This window comes from Marinobacter sp. UBA2688 (assembly GCF_002352785.1).
GTDB lineage: Bacteria > Pseudomonadota > Gammaproteobacteria > Pseudomonadales > Oleiphilaceae > Marinobacter > Marinobacter salarius.
This window is the reverse complement of record NZ_DELU01000021.1, coordinates 128,049-142,353: the sequence shown is the minus strand read 5'-3', so window position 1 is coordinate 142,353 and position 14,305 is coordinate 128,049. Positions and strand designations below refer to the sequence as shown.

Below are 14,305 nucleotides of genomic sequence, written 5' to 3'. Positions count from 1 at the left end.
GCGACGGTTTACTCGTCGCGAGCCTCAATTACCTGCTTGCCACGGTAAAAACCGTCCGGCGACACGTGGTGACGACGATGCACTTCACCAGTCGTGGTGTCAGTGGACAGAGCTGCCGTGCTCAGAGCATCGTGTGAACGACGCATACCGCGCTTTGAGCGGGTTTTTCGATTTTTCTGTACAGCCATGATTATGCTCCTGACCTGATAAACGTGTGTTCGTTAAATTCGCGACGGTTTCCAGGGAAAACGACGCCTGATTAATGTTTCTTTGTCTTGAGATCCGCCAGTACGCTGAACGGGTTGTCTTCAGACTTCCTGACCGGCTCGTCCCCGGATTCATCCGGTTCAAAGGCTTCCAGCTCTTCTCGGGCGGGACATTCGTCACGCTCATGAAGCGGAAACGGCGGCAGAACCAGCAACAGTTCGTCCTCAGTCAAGGACCACAAATCCGCGCTGAAATCGTCCGTCAGAAACGGTTCAAGCTCTTTTGGCAACTGCTGGGCCTGCTCATCGCTGGTCACCAACCCCAATGTAAAGTGGGAGACCAGTGTCTTTTGCATGGGCCCCATGCAGCGCTGACACTCCAGGGTAACCGGTGCTTCCAGCTCACCTGTCACCATGCGTCGGCGTTCGCCGTCCATGGAGAATGACAGGCTCACCCGGCACACTGCGCCGTCCTCAAAACCAAATACAGAATCACCAAAACGAGACAATGCCTGCAGAGGAATTTCTCCCTCCAACACTATTTGTTGCTCTGCCAATCGGTAAGGATCGACAGTTTTGGGCAGCTCGGTGCTTGAGGCTTTTGACATAGGCGCGCAATTTTAGGGACCTGACCGCCCGCTGTCAAAGACTTCATGCGCTTTTGGGCAAGGGTTACACTGCGGATAGGTGTATTCTACGATAATGCCAAGCAATGACATAAGGAACCCAATGCAACACCGCCCACTTCTGCTTGCCTCATCATCACCTTACCGGCGACAGCTGATGGAACGGCTGGGACTGCCCTTCCAGGCCGCATCACCGAACGTCGATGAATCACCAGAGATAAGTGAAGGCCCGGAACAGCTGGCCGTGCGACTGGCGCTAAAGAAAGCCGAAGCGCTCGCCGGGGATTATCCTGACCACTGGATCATCGGCTCTGACCAGGTTGCCTGCCTCGAGGATGGCACCGTGCTGAACAAGCCGGGAAACCATGAGCGCGCCGTGCAGCAGCTGAAGCGCAGCAGCGGCCAGAGAGTCTCATTCCTGACGGGCCTGGTACTGCTGGATTCCGGCACTGACGAACGGCAGAGCCACTGCGAACACTTCCACGCCCATTTCCGGGAGCTAGACGCGGACGAAATCGACAACTACCTACACATTGAGACGCCCTACGACTGCGCAGGCAGCTTCAAAATGGAAGGCTTGGGCATCACCCTGTTCAAGCGACTGGAAGGGGACGATCCGAACAGCCTGATCGGGCTGCCGTTGATCGCACTCACCAGAATGCTGCTAAATTGGGGGCTGAATCCACTGCATCAGCCCCACGACCCTCAGCGCAGCTCCAGCCGCGATTCAGCGAAGTAGCGGGCAATACCACTGCCCACAGAAACGCCGAACTGGTCAACAATTTCCTGGAACGGCGATTCTCGGCGGCTGTAGTCCACAAGATCCTCCTGGCCGATAACCTGTCTTGCCACATGCGAAGAACTGCCAAGACCATCGATCAGGCCAAGCTCAAGCGCCTGCTCACCACTCCAGACCAGCCCTGAGAACAGTTGCTCGTCATCCGCAAGCCGATCACCCCGCCCCTTCCGCACACTCTCGATAAACTGACTGTGAGTGGTTTCCAGAACGTCTTGCCAGAATTGCACCTCTTCTTCTTCCTCCGGTGAGAACGGATCCAGGAACGCCTTGTTCTCACCCGCCGTGTACAGACGGCGGTCGACCCCCAGTTTGTCCATGATCCCGGTAAATCCGAAACCTCCGGCCACCACACCGATGGAACCCACGAGACTCGCCTTGTCGGCGTATATTTCATCAGCAGCCGCAGCAATATAGTAGGCGCCAGAGGCACCAATATCGGAAATCACCGCATACACTTTTTTCTCCGGATACTCACCCCTCAGCCGAACGATTTCGTCATAGACGTAACCGGACTGGACCGGACTGCCGCCCGGACTGTTGATGCGCAGGATCACCCCCACCGAATTCTCTGCCTCAAACGCTTCGCGCAGGGAACCTACAATGTTGTCGGCGCTGGCGAGCTCATCCGCCGCAATAGTGCCCTCGATCTCCACGAGTGCCGTATGCTTTCCCTTGGCAGCGGATTCCAGCGCACCGCTTAGCGGGAACTGGATCATCAGCAGCAAGGCAAAGAGATACCCGAACGTCAGCAGCTTGAAAAATATCCCCCAGCGGCGGCTTTTTCGCTGCTCTGACTGCAGAGACATCACCAACTTTTCGATCAATTTCCAATCACGAGCCGACTCCGGCGGCATCGCCGGCTTGCGGCGACTTCCCTCAGGCCTTTTCGCCCCGCTTTCCGGGTTTTCTGGTTCGCTCCCCCAGCCAGGATGCCTGTCTGATTCCCAATCGCTCATTGCTACTTCCTGTTACTGTTGCGGCTCAGAGGCCGAGTACGTCGCGCAGGTCTTTTACCGAATCGACGACCGCGTGCGGTGCGTAATGCCCCAGCACATCACGTTTATGCACACCCCACTCCACACCAATAGACGGCATCCCGATACGCTGGGCCATCTCAAGATCGTACCGGGTATCGCCGATCATAACCGCTTCCGCCGGCTCAATGCCGTAAAAGCGGATGATCTCTCCGAGCATCGCCGGGTCGGGCTTGGAACGGGTTTCATCCGCGCAGCGAGTAATATCAAAATGCGGCCCAAGCCCGCTGGACACCAAAGCACCTTCCAGGCCGCGGCGGCTCTTGCCGGTGGCCACCGAGCAGCCGCGCCCCGCTGCACGAAGGTCAGCCAGTACGTCCGCCATGCCCGCAAACACATTCTGGGGCGTAGTCACCTTGGAGAAAAAATAACGGGCATAACCTTCGCGAATTGCCGTCATTTCCTCCCGCGTTATACCGGGATACAGCTTTTCCAGAGCTTCAATCATGCCCAGGCCGATGATATCGCGATAGGCTTCCCGCTCCAGTTCCGGATACCCCAGCTCGGTGGCCGCCTGATGAAGGCTGTCGGCAATATGATCAACGGAATCCACCAGCGTTCCGTCCCAGTCAAAAATCACGACCTTTACGTCCATTGATACTACCTTGGTGCGGTCATTCTGCTTGCGAACCACAGAACAACGGATTATTCGGAGGCCTTCCGGCGCGCCGCCAGCTTGGCCATGAGTTCGCTGAAAGCCTCATCATAGGGAGCCTCAAGATGAACTGACTCTCCCGTGGAGGGCAGCGTAAAGTCCAGGGCGCGGGCGTGGAGCATTAAACGCTGACCGCCGGCGGAACGAAATGCCCGCAGGCTTACATCATCCATATACTTGTCATCGCCGGCAATCGGATGCCCCGCCCAGGCACTGTGAACACGGATCTGATGGGTACGACCGGTTACCGGTGAGGCCTCAACCAGGGTATACCCTGAAAAGGAGTCCAATACCCGGAAGCGGGTGAGAGAGTCCTTTCCAGCCTCATCCACGCGAACACGGCGCTCACCGGAACCAAGCTCAAACCGCAGCAACGGCTCGCTGACCTTCCTGACAGCCCCAGGCCAGTCGCCCGCCACCAGAGCATGATAATGCTTACGAATACGCTTGTGACGCAACTCGTCCTGCAAATAACGCAACGCAGAACGCTTCTTTGCAACCATCACCAATCCCGATGTATCCCTATCAAGCCGATGCACGAGCTCCAGAAACCGGGCCTCCGGCCGCGCCGCCCGCAAGACTTCGATCAGCCCGAAATCCAGCCCGCTACCACCGTGAACCGCTATACCGGATGGCTTATTAACCACCAGCATCTGATCATTTTCAAACACCACCGCGTCCTGCATGACCCCCTGAACCCGGGAGCCTGGAACTACCTGCGCCGGCTTTTCCTTTCGGGTAACCGGTGGAATGCGCACCTCATCACCCGTATTCAGACGGGTGTCGGGCTTCACCCTGCCCTTGTTCACGCGCACCTCGCCCTTGCGGATAATCCGATAGATGATACTGCGCGGTACATCCCGGATCTGCGCCATCAGGTAGTTGTCCACGCGCTGACCGTGGTTATCCTCATCAACCACCACCTTTCGCACACCCTGCCTGATTTCGCCACCTCTGGAGCCGGGCACAGAGCTACTCTTTTCGCCACTGACAGGCTGCGATGACGAAGAAGGACGTTTTTGCCTGGTCGATCTGGACATGGATACCTTACCGCTGGAAACCCTGCGGGATTGAAGGAGCCGGCGAATACTGTTATATTCCGGCGTGCTCTGCCGTTTGTCTACGGCCTGGCCAGTATGCCAGAAGCCGGAGCGGCAGGAGTATACCGACACTATTTGAGAGTTTGAACGCCGAAAGCCCAATCATTACCGGGCTCGGCGATTGAAATCCTCCCGGGCCAAAACGGAAGACGCTGATTACAGCGACTGTCCAGAAGCCGGGGGAACAAGAAACCGTACGGAAAACCGTCGGGCGACATCGCGAAGAATCATTACCAGCACGCAGGGCCGGGCCGTCCAGCATACGAATACGACGTGAGACCCAGGCACCCGCGTGAACCTGAAAACGGATAACATGCGCCAACAGACTCTGACCCAAAGCGACTCTTTCCTGCCCACAGGCAGGCGAACCGTCGGCGGTGGCCTCGGAACCCCGGGAAAATTCCCCGCAGGGATCTGATTCGTCTGGCCGTCGGATTACCCCTGTTACAAGGGGCCCACGGCACGCAAGTTCTGCTTCGCTGATGCTATTCCCCAGGTTTTCTGTCCAAACCAAACGACAGGAACCATTTCTTTCCATGAAAAGAATGCTGATCAATGCGACTCATCCCGAAGAGTTGCGCGTAGCCCTGGTTGACGGCCAGCGTCTGTTTGACCTCGACATCGAATCCAGCTCCCGTGAGCAGAAGAAAGCCAATATCTACAAGGGTCGCATAACCCGTGTAGAGCCAAGCCTGGAAGCCGCTTTTGTGGACTTTGGCGCGGAACGCCACGGATTCCTTCCTCTCAAAGAAATCTCCAAGGAGTATTTCAAGAAATCACCCGGCCAGATTGAAGGCAAGATCAACATCAAGGATGTGGTTGCCGAAGGTCAGGAAGTCATTATTCAGGTGGATAAGGAAGAACGTGGCAACAAGGGTGCCGCCCTCACCACCTTTATCTCCCTTGCGGGCCGATACCTCGTGCTCATGCCCAACAATCCTCGCGCCGGCGGCATTTCCCGTCGTATCGAAGGTGAAGAGCGGGCGCAGCTGAAAGAGGCCATGAACGATGTACAGGTGCCCAAGTCCATGGGCATCATCGTTCGTACCGCCGGCATCGGCCGCACCACCGAAGAGCTGCAGTGGGACCTGGACTACCTCGTCCAGTTCTGGGAGGCCATTACCCAGGCCGCCGGTGAGCGCAAGGCGCCGTTCCTTATTCACCAGGAAAGCAACGTCATTATCCGCGCTGTACGCGACTATCTTCGCCAGGACATTGGTGAGGTACTGATTGACGCCGCAACGGTGTACGAGGATGTATTGAACTTCGTTCGCGCCGTCATGCCCTCGTTCGAAAACAAGATCAAGCTGTACAAGGACGAAATCCCCCTGTTCAGCCGTTACCAGATCGAAGGCCAGATCGAGACCGCGTTCCAGCGTGAAGTGAAGCTGCCCTCCGGTGGCTCCATCGTGATCGATCCCACCGAGGCACTGGTGTCCATTGACATCAACTCCTCCCGTGCCACCAAGGGCCACGACATTGAGGAAACCGCGCTCCAGACCAACCTGGAAGCGGCGGAAGAGATTGCCCGCCAACTGCGTCTCAGGGACATGGGCGGCTTGATCGTGATCGACTTTATCGACATGACCCCGGCCAAGCACCAGCGCGAAGTCGAGCAGAAGATGCGCGAAGCACTGGAAATCGACCGCGCCCGGGTACAAGTGGGCAAGATTTCACGCTTTGGCCTGCTTGAAATGTCTCGCCAGCGTTTGCGCCCATCCCTGGGCGAGACCCGCAGCGAAGTCTGCCCTCGCTGTGAAGGCCAGGGCACCATCAGGGGCATTGAGTCTCTGGCCCTGAGCATCATGCGCCTGATCTACGAGGAATCCTCCAAGGAAAAGACCGGCCAGGTCCGTGCCGTGGTGCCCGTCGCCGTTGCCACATTCCTGCTAAACGAGAAGCGTAAGCAGTTGGCCGACATCGAAGCACGCCAGGAAGTGGAAGTGGTGGTGGTTCCCGCACCTCACATGGAAACACCTCACTTCGAGATCCTGCGCATGCGTGACGATGAGACCGGCGTGGAGCATGTATCGAGCTACCAGGTCGCTCAGGAATACAGTGAACGGGAAGAAGAAATCTTCGAGGCCCCTGCTGCCCAGCCACCGGTCCGCGAACAGGCGGCGGTGAAAGCCATTCGCCCGGTTGCGCCCGCACCTGCCCCGGAAAAGGCAGCGCAAGAGACCCCGGCCGAACAGACCGATGGCCTGTTCCGCAAACTTGGCCGTAAGATTGCGGATTTCTTCAGCGGTGAGGAAGTCATCGGTGAACCACCGGTGAAACGGGAACAGCCTAGCGGCTCCAACCGTGACGACCGCCGTACCCAGGACCGCCAGGACCGTCGTAAATCCAGGGTGGCCCGTGACGACAACCGTTCCGGAAATCGCAGTGGCGCTGACCGCCGTCAGGCCGGCGCCAATCGTGGCGACAGCAGCCGCAGCGATGACAACCGGGGACGTAACCGAGGTGCAAACCGCAATCGCGGAGACGACCAGGGCCGCAGTGGCCAGGGCCAGCAGGGAAGTGCTGACAAGAGCGCCGACAAGACAGCCGATAGCCGCAGGGATGGCAACCGCAAAGACGGCCAGGGCCAGGGACGCGGGCAGGGGCGCAACAAGCCCCAGACCAGCAGGGACCAGAAGGACCGCCAGGAACAACAGGACACCAGTTCCCAGAAAAGCGCTGCCGCCGACAAGTCCGGCTCCGATGAAAAACGTCGCAAACCAAGACGTAATCGTAATCGCGACGGCTCCCCTGCTGAAAACCCGGCGTCAACACCGGCAGATCGGAAGTCCGCCCGCAGCGAAAGGCATCAGAAGGATACTCAGCCGGAAGAGCAGACCGACAAGCAACCTGCAACTCAGCCCGCAGGAAAGCCGGACGTAGCCGCGGCCAATACGGCAGAGCCCAAGCCGGCGGAAAGCGTGGCTGAAAAGCCTGCCGAAGCGACGTCAGCGGAAAGCGCGACGGAAGCACCGGTCGAGAAATCGGCGACGAAACCTGCGGAACCAGCGGCCGAAAGTGCGGAGCTCAATAAAGCGCCTGAAAAACAGCCGCAGCCGGCAACGTCTGGCACCGCGAAGCCCGACCAGCCGGACACCGCGGGCAATGAGGCAGTGAGATCTGAATCTGAGTCCGAGACTATTGCTGAGGAGAAGCCGAAACGCCCTGCCCGTCCACGCCGGTCATCCAGGAAACCAGCTGAAAAGAAGGCTGAAACCACCGACGCAGATGCGACGACGACCGACAAGGCTGAAAAGGCAACTCCGGGCAAAGAAACCCCAGAGGCCGTGGTAGAGGCCGAAACCCCCAAGCAGGAAGTGGATGCCAAGCCACAACCAACAGAAGCTGACACCAAACCCAAGGCGGAATCCAAGGCTGACAGCACTGCTGACGCTGAGCCGACGGCAACCAAAACCGAGAAAGCGGAACAACCCGATACCGCCACCCCGGCGAGCGAGCCGGCAGCAGCGGATACGGTGAAAGAACCGCAGGAAACGACCAGCAAACCAGCGGCGGAACCGAAAGCCGAGGCCTCCGAGGCAGAGGAAACGCAAAAACCTGCAGAGAAGCCGGTTGAGCCCGCGGCTGAGCAAGAAAAGCCGAGTGAGCAGGTGAATGTACCGGTAACCCCGGGCCGTGCCTACAATGATCCGAGGGAAGTCCGTAAGCGTCAGCGGGCAGCCGAAGAGGCCAAAAAGGCCGGGAGTAACTGACGAATGCTATCAGATTCGGACATCGAAGCGCTGGAAGACATCCTTTTCGCAGAACCCTGGGGCGACGAGGCCCTGGATTTCTTCGGTTTGCATGGGGTTGTCTGCGCCAGCGTGGTAGGCCCGACATCCTTGAGCACTGAAGACATCTTCAGGCTGGCCACGGGCGCCGAACAGGCGCCCAGCGGCCAGGTTCCGGATGTGTTCCGCCAGGCCGTTGAGCAACTCGGCAGGGATATGGCACACGCACTGGACATGGGCCAGCCCCTTGAGTTGCCGGAACCTGAAGATGGCGATCCGATGAATGCATTGGAGAACTGGTGTGCCGGGTTCGTGGACACCTTCCTCGAGAATGAGGAAGCCTGGCTGGAAGCCGGCGAGGAGGAAACCGCAGACCTGCTGGTGCCGATGCTCACGCTGTCTGGGCTGTTCGAGGATGAAGACTTCCAGAATGTCCGCAACAGCGAGAAACTGTCCCGGCAAATGGCGGACGCCATTCCCGACTCGCTGACCGACCTATACCTGCTGTTCCACGCACCGGATTAAACCGCTGCGGGAACCCCTGCCGGTTGTTTGAAATGATGCCAGACAGGCTCAAGCCCGTCTGGCATTTTCATGATGACCCCAAGCTCACACCAGGGTGCACCGGGAAAATGGAAATCGCTGCCCTGGGAGGCAAGCAGGTTTTCCCGACGACACAGTTCCGCCAAAAAGCCCAGATCACCGCTGGACTGCCCCGACGTTGAGACTTCAATACTCCGGCCTCCCGCCTGACGGAAGTCGGCAACGAGCGCGCGCAGTTTGGTTGCGGTAAGCTTGTACTTCCTGGGGTGAGCCAGCACGGCCACACCTCCGGCCTCTGTAATCCACCGGACTACCTCCGGCAATTCAGGCCAGAAACCCTTTACATCCCCCGCCTTGCCAGCTCCAAGGTAGCGCTTGAACGCCTGGGCGATATCCTTTACCACCCCCTCTTCCACCAGCACCCTGGCAAAATGAGGCCGACCGGGCACGTCGCCGCCCGCCTTATCCGTTGCCTTCTCGAGCAGGTTTTCAATTTTCAGCTTTGAAAGCTTGTCGGTAATGGTGCGGGCTCGGGACCAACGGTTCGTGTTCTGCCGCTCCAATGCCTGCTTCAGACGGTCGTCATCAACGTCAAAATCAAGCCCGACTACGTGTATGGTGTGACTTTTCCAGAGGCAGGACAGCTCGGTACCGGCGATCAGCGTAAGACCAGCCTCCCGTGCGGCCTCCGATGCTTCTTCAAGCCCGGCGATGGTATCGTGATCTGTTATGGCAAGGTGGGTAACACCTCTGGCGTGCGCACGTGCGACCAATTCCTTCGGTGGCAGCGCGCCGTCGGACGCCGTCGTGTGGCAATGCAGATCAATGCAGAAGTCAGCTTCTTGGGTTATAGTCACATCTTTCCCGATTTCAGAGTAAATACCATCAACGCCAGTGTACCAGCCAGGTATTACACTGTGTCAGTAAATATCCGGAGAATATCATGTACTACGCCATCATCAGCGAAGATGTCGAGAACAGCCTGCCGCTGAGGTCTTCTGCCCGTCCTGCCCACATTGAACGGCTAAAGCTGCTCAGAGACGAAGGCCGCCTTCTGGTCGCGGGTCCCCACCCGGCCCTGGACACACCGGAACCCGGTGACGCAGGGTTCACCGGCAGCCTGGTTGTAGCCGAATTTGATTCATTGGCATCGGCCCAGGCCTGGGCCGATGCCGACCCCTACGTGGATGCCGGTGTGTACCAGAAAGTGATCGTCAAACCCTTCAAGGCTGTACTGCCCTGAGGGCGCACGGTTGCCTGCACCTGGCACCATGAGCTTTTTGTAATGAACTCCACCTTGTATGACCCGGCATCTATGACAAAATTGCGCCTTAAATCGCTGTTCCAGGGAATAAAACCAGTGACGCCTTTACGTCTGATTACCTGCATTATCGTTTTGATGGTGGCTGCAACGTCAACCCACGCCAAAACCGTTTATGTCGATGACACGCTCTACGCTCCGATCCGAAGTGGTGAAGGGACACAGTACCGAATCCTGCACTCAGGAGTCCGGAGCGGAACCTCGCTTGAGCTGCTGGAAACATCGGAATCAGGGTATAGCCGTGTACGCACGCCGGACGGCATCGAAGGCTGGATGGTGTCACGCTATCTCACCGACACTCCTATTGCGCGCCAACGTCTGGAAGCCACCAACCGGCAACTGGAACAAGCCCGCAATGAACTGAATAATCTCAGGACGCAGCTTGAGGAAGTCACAACGGAACGGAACGAACTCAGGAGCTCGGAAGAGTCCCTGGAAGCCCGCGCAGGAAGACTCAGCGAAGAGCTTCGTAATATCAAGGAAGTCGCTTCGGACTCCATCAATCTGAATCGGCGGAATAGCGAGCTTCGCGAAGAGAACCAGAAGCTGCGCAACGACCTGGAAGTGCTCACTGCAGAAAAGGAGCGCCTGGAAGCCAGAAAGGAATCCGATTTCATGCTACTGGGTGCAGCCCTTGTGCTGCTCGGGGTGATTTTGGCCCTTGTTATCCCGCTGCTCAAGCCTTCACGGAAAACGGACAACTGGGCATAGAACACCTCCCCATCGCGGGAGACGTTGGAGGAAGCGCCTCTTCGAAAACCCACATATAGTGTCATTCGGGAAACCTAAATACTAAATATAAGGGCTTCCCGAATTTTTATTCCCATGAATTCTTTGACGCTTCCGCCCTTAGCATTTATAACTAACAAAACAACAACCGCGAGGTGCCGGGATGTCTGAAACCATGAAGGACTATTCAGAAAAACGCGATTTCCACCGCATGACAATGAACTCGGAAATCGAACTCACAGACAGCAATGGCGTCGCGATTCCAGGCATTTGCCGGGACCTCAGCGGCACTGGCATGCAGCTTTACGTAGAAAGGGCGTTTGCCGAAGGGGATGAAATCCACACCCTTCTACCTTCCACCAGCGAGCAATTCCCGCCATTCGAAACGGTCTGCCGCGTGCTTCGCTGTGTTCCTGACGGGGATGGGTTTCTCCTGGGGATGGAGATTGTAAAGGTAAAACGCTGACCGGTGCGGTCAAGGGAAATGTAGCCCGGTAGAGTACGGGGGAACTACCGGGCAAACGGCCGTATCAGTCGATCTTCAGTGGCTTTTCGGAAACCACGATACCGTTGTTATCGGCATAGATGTAATGGCCAGGATGGAAGGTCACGCCTCCGAAGGTGACCGGCACGTCCAGATCACCCACTCCACGCTTCTCGGTCTTGCGCGGATGCGTACCCAGCGCCTGCACTCCCAGGGCTGTCTTTCCAATGACATCTACATCGCGGATACAGCCATAGATCACCAGGCCAGCCCAGCCATTACCCGCCGCTTTCTCGGCCAGCATGTCACCCAGCAGAGCGGCCCGCTTTGATCCGCCACCATCCACAACCATCACACGACCGTTACCCGGCAGGGCAACCTGTTCCTTAACGATGGAATTGTCCTCAAAGCATTTCACCGTCACGATCTCGCCCCCGAAGGCGTCCACGCCACCAAAGTTGCGGAAACCCGGCTCTACCACCAGGATTTCGGGGTAATCGTCACACAGATCAGGGGTTACGATAGGCACGCACGTGCTCCTTTTCTCGAAATGGTCAGTCGATTTTCTCGTCCGCGAGGAAGAACCAGGTATCCAGTACCGAGTCCGGATTCAGGGATACGGAATCGATCCCCTGATCCATCAGCCATTTGGCCAGGTCAGGATGATCCGAGGGCCCCTGGCCGCAGATACCGATGTACTTATTCGCCTTCTTGCAGGCCTGGATAGCACTGCCCAATAACGCCTTGACGGCGTCATTCCGCTCGTCAAACAGGTGGGCAATGATGCCGGAGTCCCTGTCCAGCCCCAGGGTCAACTGGGTCAGGTCGTTAGAACCAATCGAGAAGCCGTCAAAGTGCTCCAGGAACTGCTCCGCCAACAGGGCGTTGGCGGGGAGCTCGCACATCATGATCACGCGCAATCCGTTCTCGCCACGCTTGAGACCATTTTCCGCCAACAGGTTCACCACCTGCTCGGCTTCTCCCACCGTGCGGACAAAAGGCACCATGATCTCAACGTTGGTCAGCCCCATTTCATTACGGACTTTCTTCAACGCCCGGCATTCAAGCTCGAAACAATCACGGAAGGTTTCGGAGATATACCGAGAGGCACCACGGAAGCCCAGCATCGGGTTTTCTTCATCGGGCTCGTAAAGGGTACCGCCGATCAGGTTGGCGTATTCATTGGACTTGAAGTCGGACAGCCGCACAATCACCTTCTTGGGCGCAAAGGCAGCGGCAAGGGTGGATATTCCCTCGACCAGCTTGTCGACGTAGAAGTCCACCGGCGAGCTGTACCCGGAGATCCGTTTCTCCACCGTCTGACGAATATCTCGCGGCAGGCCGTCAAAATTCAGCAGCGCCTTCGGGTGAACGCCAATCATGCGGTTGATGATGAACTCGAGCCTCGCCAGGCCGACACCTTCATTGGGTAGCGCCTGGAAGTCGAAGGCCCGGTCCGGGTTACCCACGTTCATCATGATTTTGAACGGTATGGCGGGCATGGAGTCTACCGTGTTTTCCTTCAGCTCAAAATCGAGGCTGCCCTCGTAGATCATCCCGGTGTCGCCTTCGGCACAGGACACCGTCACTTCCTGGCCGTCTTTCAGAATCTCCGTGGCATCGCCACAGCCCACCACGGCCGGAATACCAAGCTCCCGCGCGATAATGGCAGCATGGCAGGTACGCCCACCGCGGTCGGTTACGATGGCGGACGCCCGCTTCATCACCGGCTCCCAGTCCGGGTCGGTCATATCCGTAACGAGAACATCGCCCGCCTGTACGCGGTCCATCTCCTTGATACTGGTGATGATCTTGACCGGGCCACTGCCAATCTTGTGGCCGATACTGCGGCCCTCCACCAGGATGGTGCCGGTCTCATTGAGCAGATAGCGCTCCATCACGTTGGCCGAAGCGCGGCTCTTAACGGTTTCCGGACGGGCCTGCACAATGTAGATACGGCCGTCGTCGCCATCTTTCGCCCATTCAATGTCCATCGGGCGCTGGTAATGCTTTTCGATGATCATGGCCTGCTTGGCCAGTTCTTCCACTTCCGCGTCAGTGATGCAGAAGCGATTACGTTCGTCCTGTTCAACCTTGACCGTTTCCACAAACTGCTCTGCGGCGGGGTCAGTGTGGTAAACCATCTTGATGGCCTTGCTACCCAGGTTGCGGCGCAGAACGGCAGGCTTGCCCGCCGTGAGGGTGGGCTTGTGAACGTAGAATTCATCGGGGTTCACAGCACCCTGCACCACCGTTTCACCCAGGCCGTAGGAGCCGGTGATAAACACGACATCCCGGAAACCGGATTCCGTGTCCAGGGTGAACATAACGCCACTGGCAGCGGTCTCACTGCGCACCATTTTCTGAATGCCAGCAGACAAGGCTACCTGTTTGTGATCAAAACCGTGGTGGACACGATAGGAAATGGCGCGGTCATTGAACAGGGAGGCGAAGACCTCCTTTACTGACGTCCGCACCTGTTCCAGGCCCACAACGTTAAGGAAAGTCTCCTGCTGGCCAGCAAATGACGCATCCGGAAGATCTTCCGCAGTGGCTGACGAACGCACCGCCACCGCGAGGTTGTCGTTGCCGTCACGTAGCTTTGCGTAGGCGTCCGCAAGTGGCTTTTCCAGCGCGTCCGGAAATGGCGTATCAAGAATCCACTGGCGAATTTCGGAGCCGACCCGAGCCAACTCGTTCACATCATTGATGTCCAGAGCGTCCAAAGCGTTGTCGATCTTTTCACGAAGACCGTCTTTGGCCAGGAATTCACGGTAGGCGTGAGCGGTTGTAGCAAAGCCACCCGGAACGGTAACACCTGCGTTGGCAAGATTACTGATCATTTCACCGAGGGAGGCATTCTTTCCCCCGACCCGGTCAACGTCTGACATTCCCAGGTGATCAAACCAGATAATGTAATCTTCCAAAGCGTGTCTCCCTTGATTCATTGTAGCAAAGAGCCAAACCGGACAGGTGGAGCTGATTTCAACCCTGCAATTACTGCATTCTCCACTGCGGGCTCTCGAACTTGGCGTGTATGATACTGTAACCTGTGGAATTTACCTAGGGTAGCCGCC

The 14,305-nt window shown here is 57.5% G+C and carries 14 protein-coding genes; 6 read left to right on the top strand and 8 right to left on the bottom strand.

Annotation, left to right across the window (positions count from 1 at the left end; translation table 11 throughout):
• Nucleotides 1–8 precede the first annotated feature (8 nt).
• Both rpmF and B3M52_RS10110 read right to left on the bottom strand, forming a co-directional pair.
• Nucleotides 9–188, bottom strand: a complete 180-nt coding sequence (rpmF, locus tag B3M52_RS10115) for a 50S ribosomal protein L32 (protein ID WP_036205010.1) — start codon at nucleotides 186–188, stop codon at nucleotides 9–11.
• A 71-nt stretch (nucleotides 189–259) separates the two neighbouring features.
• Nucleotides 260–814 (bottom strand): YceD family protein, encoded by a 555-nt coding sequence (locus B3M52_RS10110; protein ID WP_075194781.1) that lies wholly within the window; start codon nucleotides 812–814, stop codon nucleotides 260–262.
• A gap of 121 nt (nucleotides 815–935) precedes the next feature.
• On the opposite strand from B3M52_RS10110, the gene B3M52_RS10105 reads away from it, so the two are divergent.
• The gene (locus B3M52_RS10105; RefSeq protein WP_075194780.1) at nucleotides 936–1,571 is read left to right on the top strand and encodes a Maf family protein; all 636 of its coding nucleotides are present in this window, start codon (nucleotides 936–938) and stop codon (nucleotides 1,569–1,571) included.
• Here B3M52_RS10105 and B3M52_RS10100 read toward each other — a convergent pair.
• From B3M52_RS10100 to rluC, 3 genes are read right to left on the bottom strand one after another with little or no spacing between them, the layout of a single operon-like run.
• Nucleotides 1,538–2,587 (bottom strand): S49 family peptidase, encoded by a 1,050-nt coding sequence (locus tag B3M52_RS10100; RefSeq protein ID WP_036205005.1) that lies wholly within the window; start codon nucleotides 2,585–2,587, stop codon nucleotides 1,538–1,540. The two genes, B3M52_RS10105 and B3M52_RS10100, sit on opposite strands and share 34 nt — an antisense overlap.
• A 25-nt stretch (nucleotides 2,588–2,612) precedes the next feature.
• A complete protein-coding gene (locus tag B3M52_RS10095) occupies nucleotides 2,613–3,260 on the bottom strand; it encodes an HAD family hydrolase (protein ID WP_036205004.1) in 648 nt (215 codons plus the stop codon).
• Nucleotides 3,261–3,310: 50 nt separating this feature from the next.
• Nucleotides 3,311–4,252, bottom strand: coding sequence for a 23S rRNA pseudouridine(955/2504/2580) synthase RluC (gene rluC / locus B3M52_RS10090; RefSeq protein ID WP_178380760.1), 942 nt, complete (start codon nucleotides 4,250–4,252; stop codon nucleotides 3,311–3,313).
• 704 nt (nucleotides 4,253–4,956) lie between these two features.
• Here rluC and rne point away from each other — a divergent pair.
• On the top strand, nucleotides 4,957–8,133 hold the full coding sequence (gene rne / locus B3M52_RS10085) for a ribonuclease E (RefSeq protein ID WP_075194778.1): 3,177 nt from the start codon (nucleotides 4,957–4,959) through the stop codon (nucleotides 8,131–8,133).
• Nucleotides 8,134–8,136: 3 nt separating this feature from the next.
• On the top strand, nucleotides 8,137–8,676 hold the full coding sequence (locus tag B3M52_RS10080) for a YecA family protein (protein WP_007154080.1): 540 nt from the start codon (nucleotides 8,137–8,139) through the stop codon (nucleotides 8,674–8,676).
• Here B3M52_RS10080 and B3M52_RS10075 read toward each other — a convergent pair.
• A complete protein-coding gene (locus B3M52_RS10075; RefSeq protein ID WP_075194777.1) occupies nucleotides 8,673–9,551 on the bottom strand; it encodes a PHP domain-containing protein in 879 nt (292 codons plus the stop codon). The genes B3M52_RS10080 and B3M52_RS10075 overlap by 4 nt on opposite strands.
• An 86-nt stretch (nucleotides 9,552–9,637) precedes the next feature.
• Between B3M52_RS10075 and B3M52_RS10070 the strand changes: the two genes are divergently transcribed.
• The 3 genes from B3M52_RS10070 to B3M52_RS10060 all read left to right on the top strand — a co-directional run bounded on the left by B3M52_RS10070 (nucleotide 9,638) and on the right by B3M52_RS10060 (nucleotide 11,210).
• Complete coding sequence (locus B3M52_RS10070; RefSeq protein ID WP_007154082.1) at nucleotides 9,638–9,937, top strand: YciI family protein; 300 nt, start codon at nucleotides 9,638–9,640, stop codon at nucleotides 9,935–9,937.
• Nucleotides 9,938–10,054: 117 nt separating this feature from the next.
• Nucleotides 10,055–10,726 (top strand): TIGR04211 family SH3 domain-containing protein, encoded by a 672-nt coding sequence (locus tag B3M52_RS10065; protein ID WP_075194794.1) that lies wholly within the window; start codon nucleotides 10,055–10,057, stop codon nucleotides 10,724–10,726.
• A gap of 181 nt (nucleotides 10,727–10,907) precedes the next feature.
• On the top strand, nucleotides 10,908–11,210 hold the full coding sequence (locus tag B3M52_RS10060; protein ID WP_226909933.1) for a PilZ domain-containing protein: 303 nt from the start codon (nucleotides 10,908–10,910) through the stop codon (nucleotides 11,208–11,210).
• Between the two features lie 64 nt (nucleotides 11,211–11,274).
• Here the strand turns inward: B3M52_RS10060 and rraA are convergent, their stop codons facing one another.
• The gene (rraA, locus tag B3M52_RS10055; RefSeq protein WP_036205000.1) at nucleotides 11,275–11,757 is read right to left on the bottom strand and encodes a ribonuclease E activity regulator RraA; all 483 of its coding nucleotides are present in this window, start codon (nucleotides 11,755–11,757) and stop codon (nucleotides 11,275–11,277) included.
• Between the two features lie 25 nt (nucleotides 11,758–11,782).
• Nucleotides 11,783–14,176: a phosphoenolpyruvate synthase gene (gene ppsA, locus B3M52_RS10050; protein WP_369810883.1), complete on the bottom strand. Its 2,394-nt coding sequence runs from the start codon at nucleotides 14,174–14,176 to the stop codon at nucleotides 11,783–11,785.
• Nucleotides 14,177–14,305: the final 129 nt, after the last annotated feature.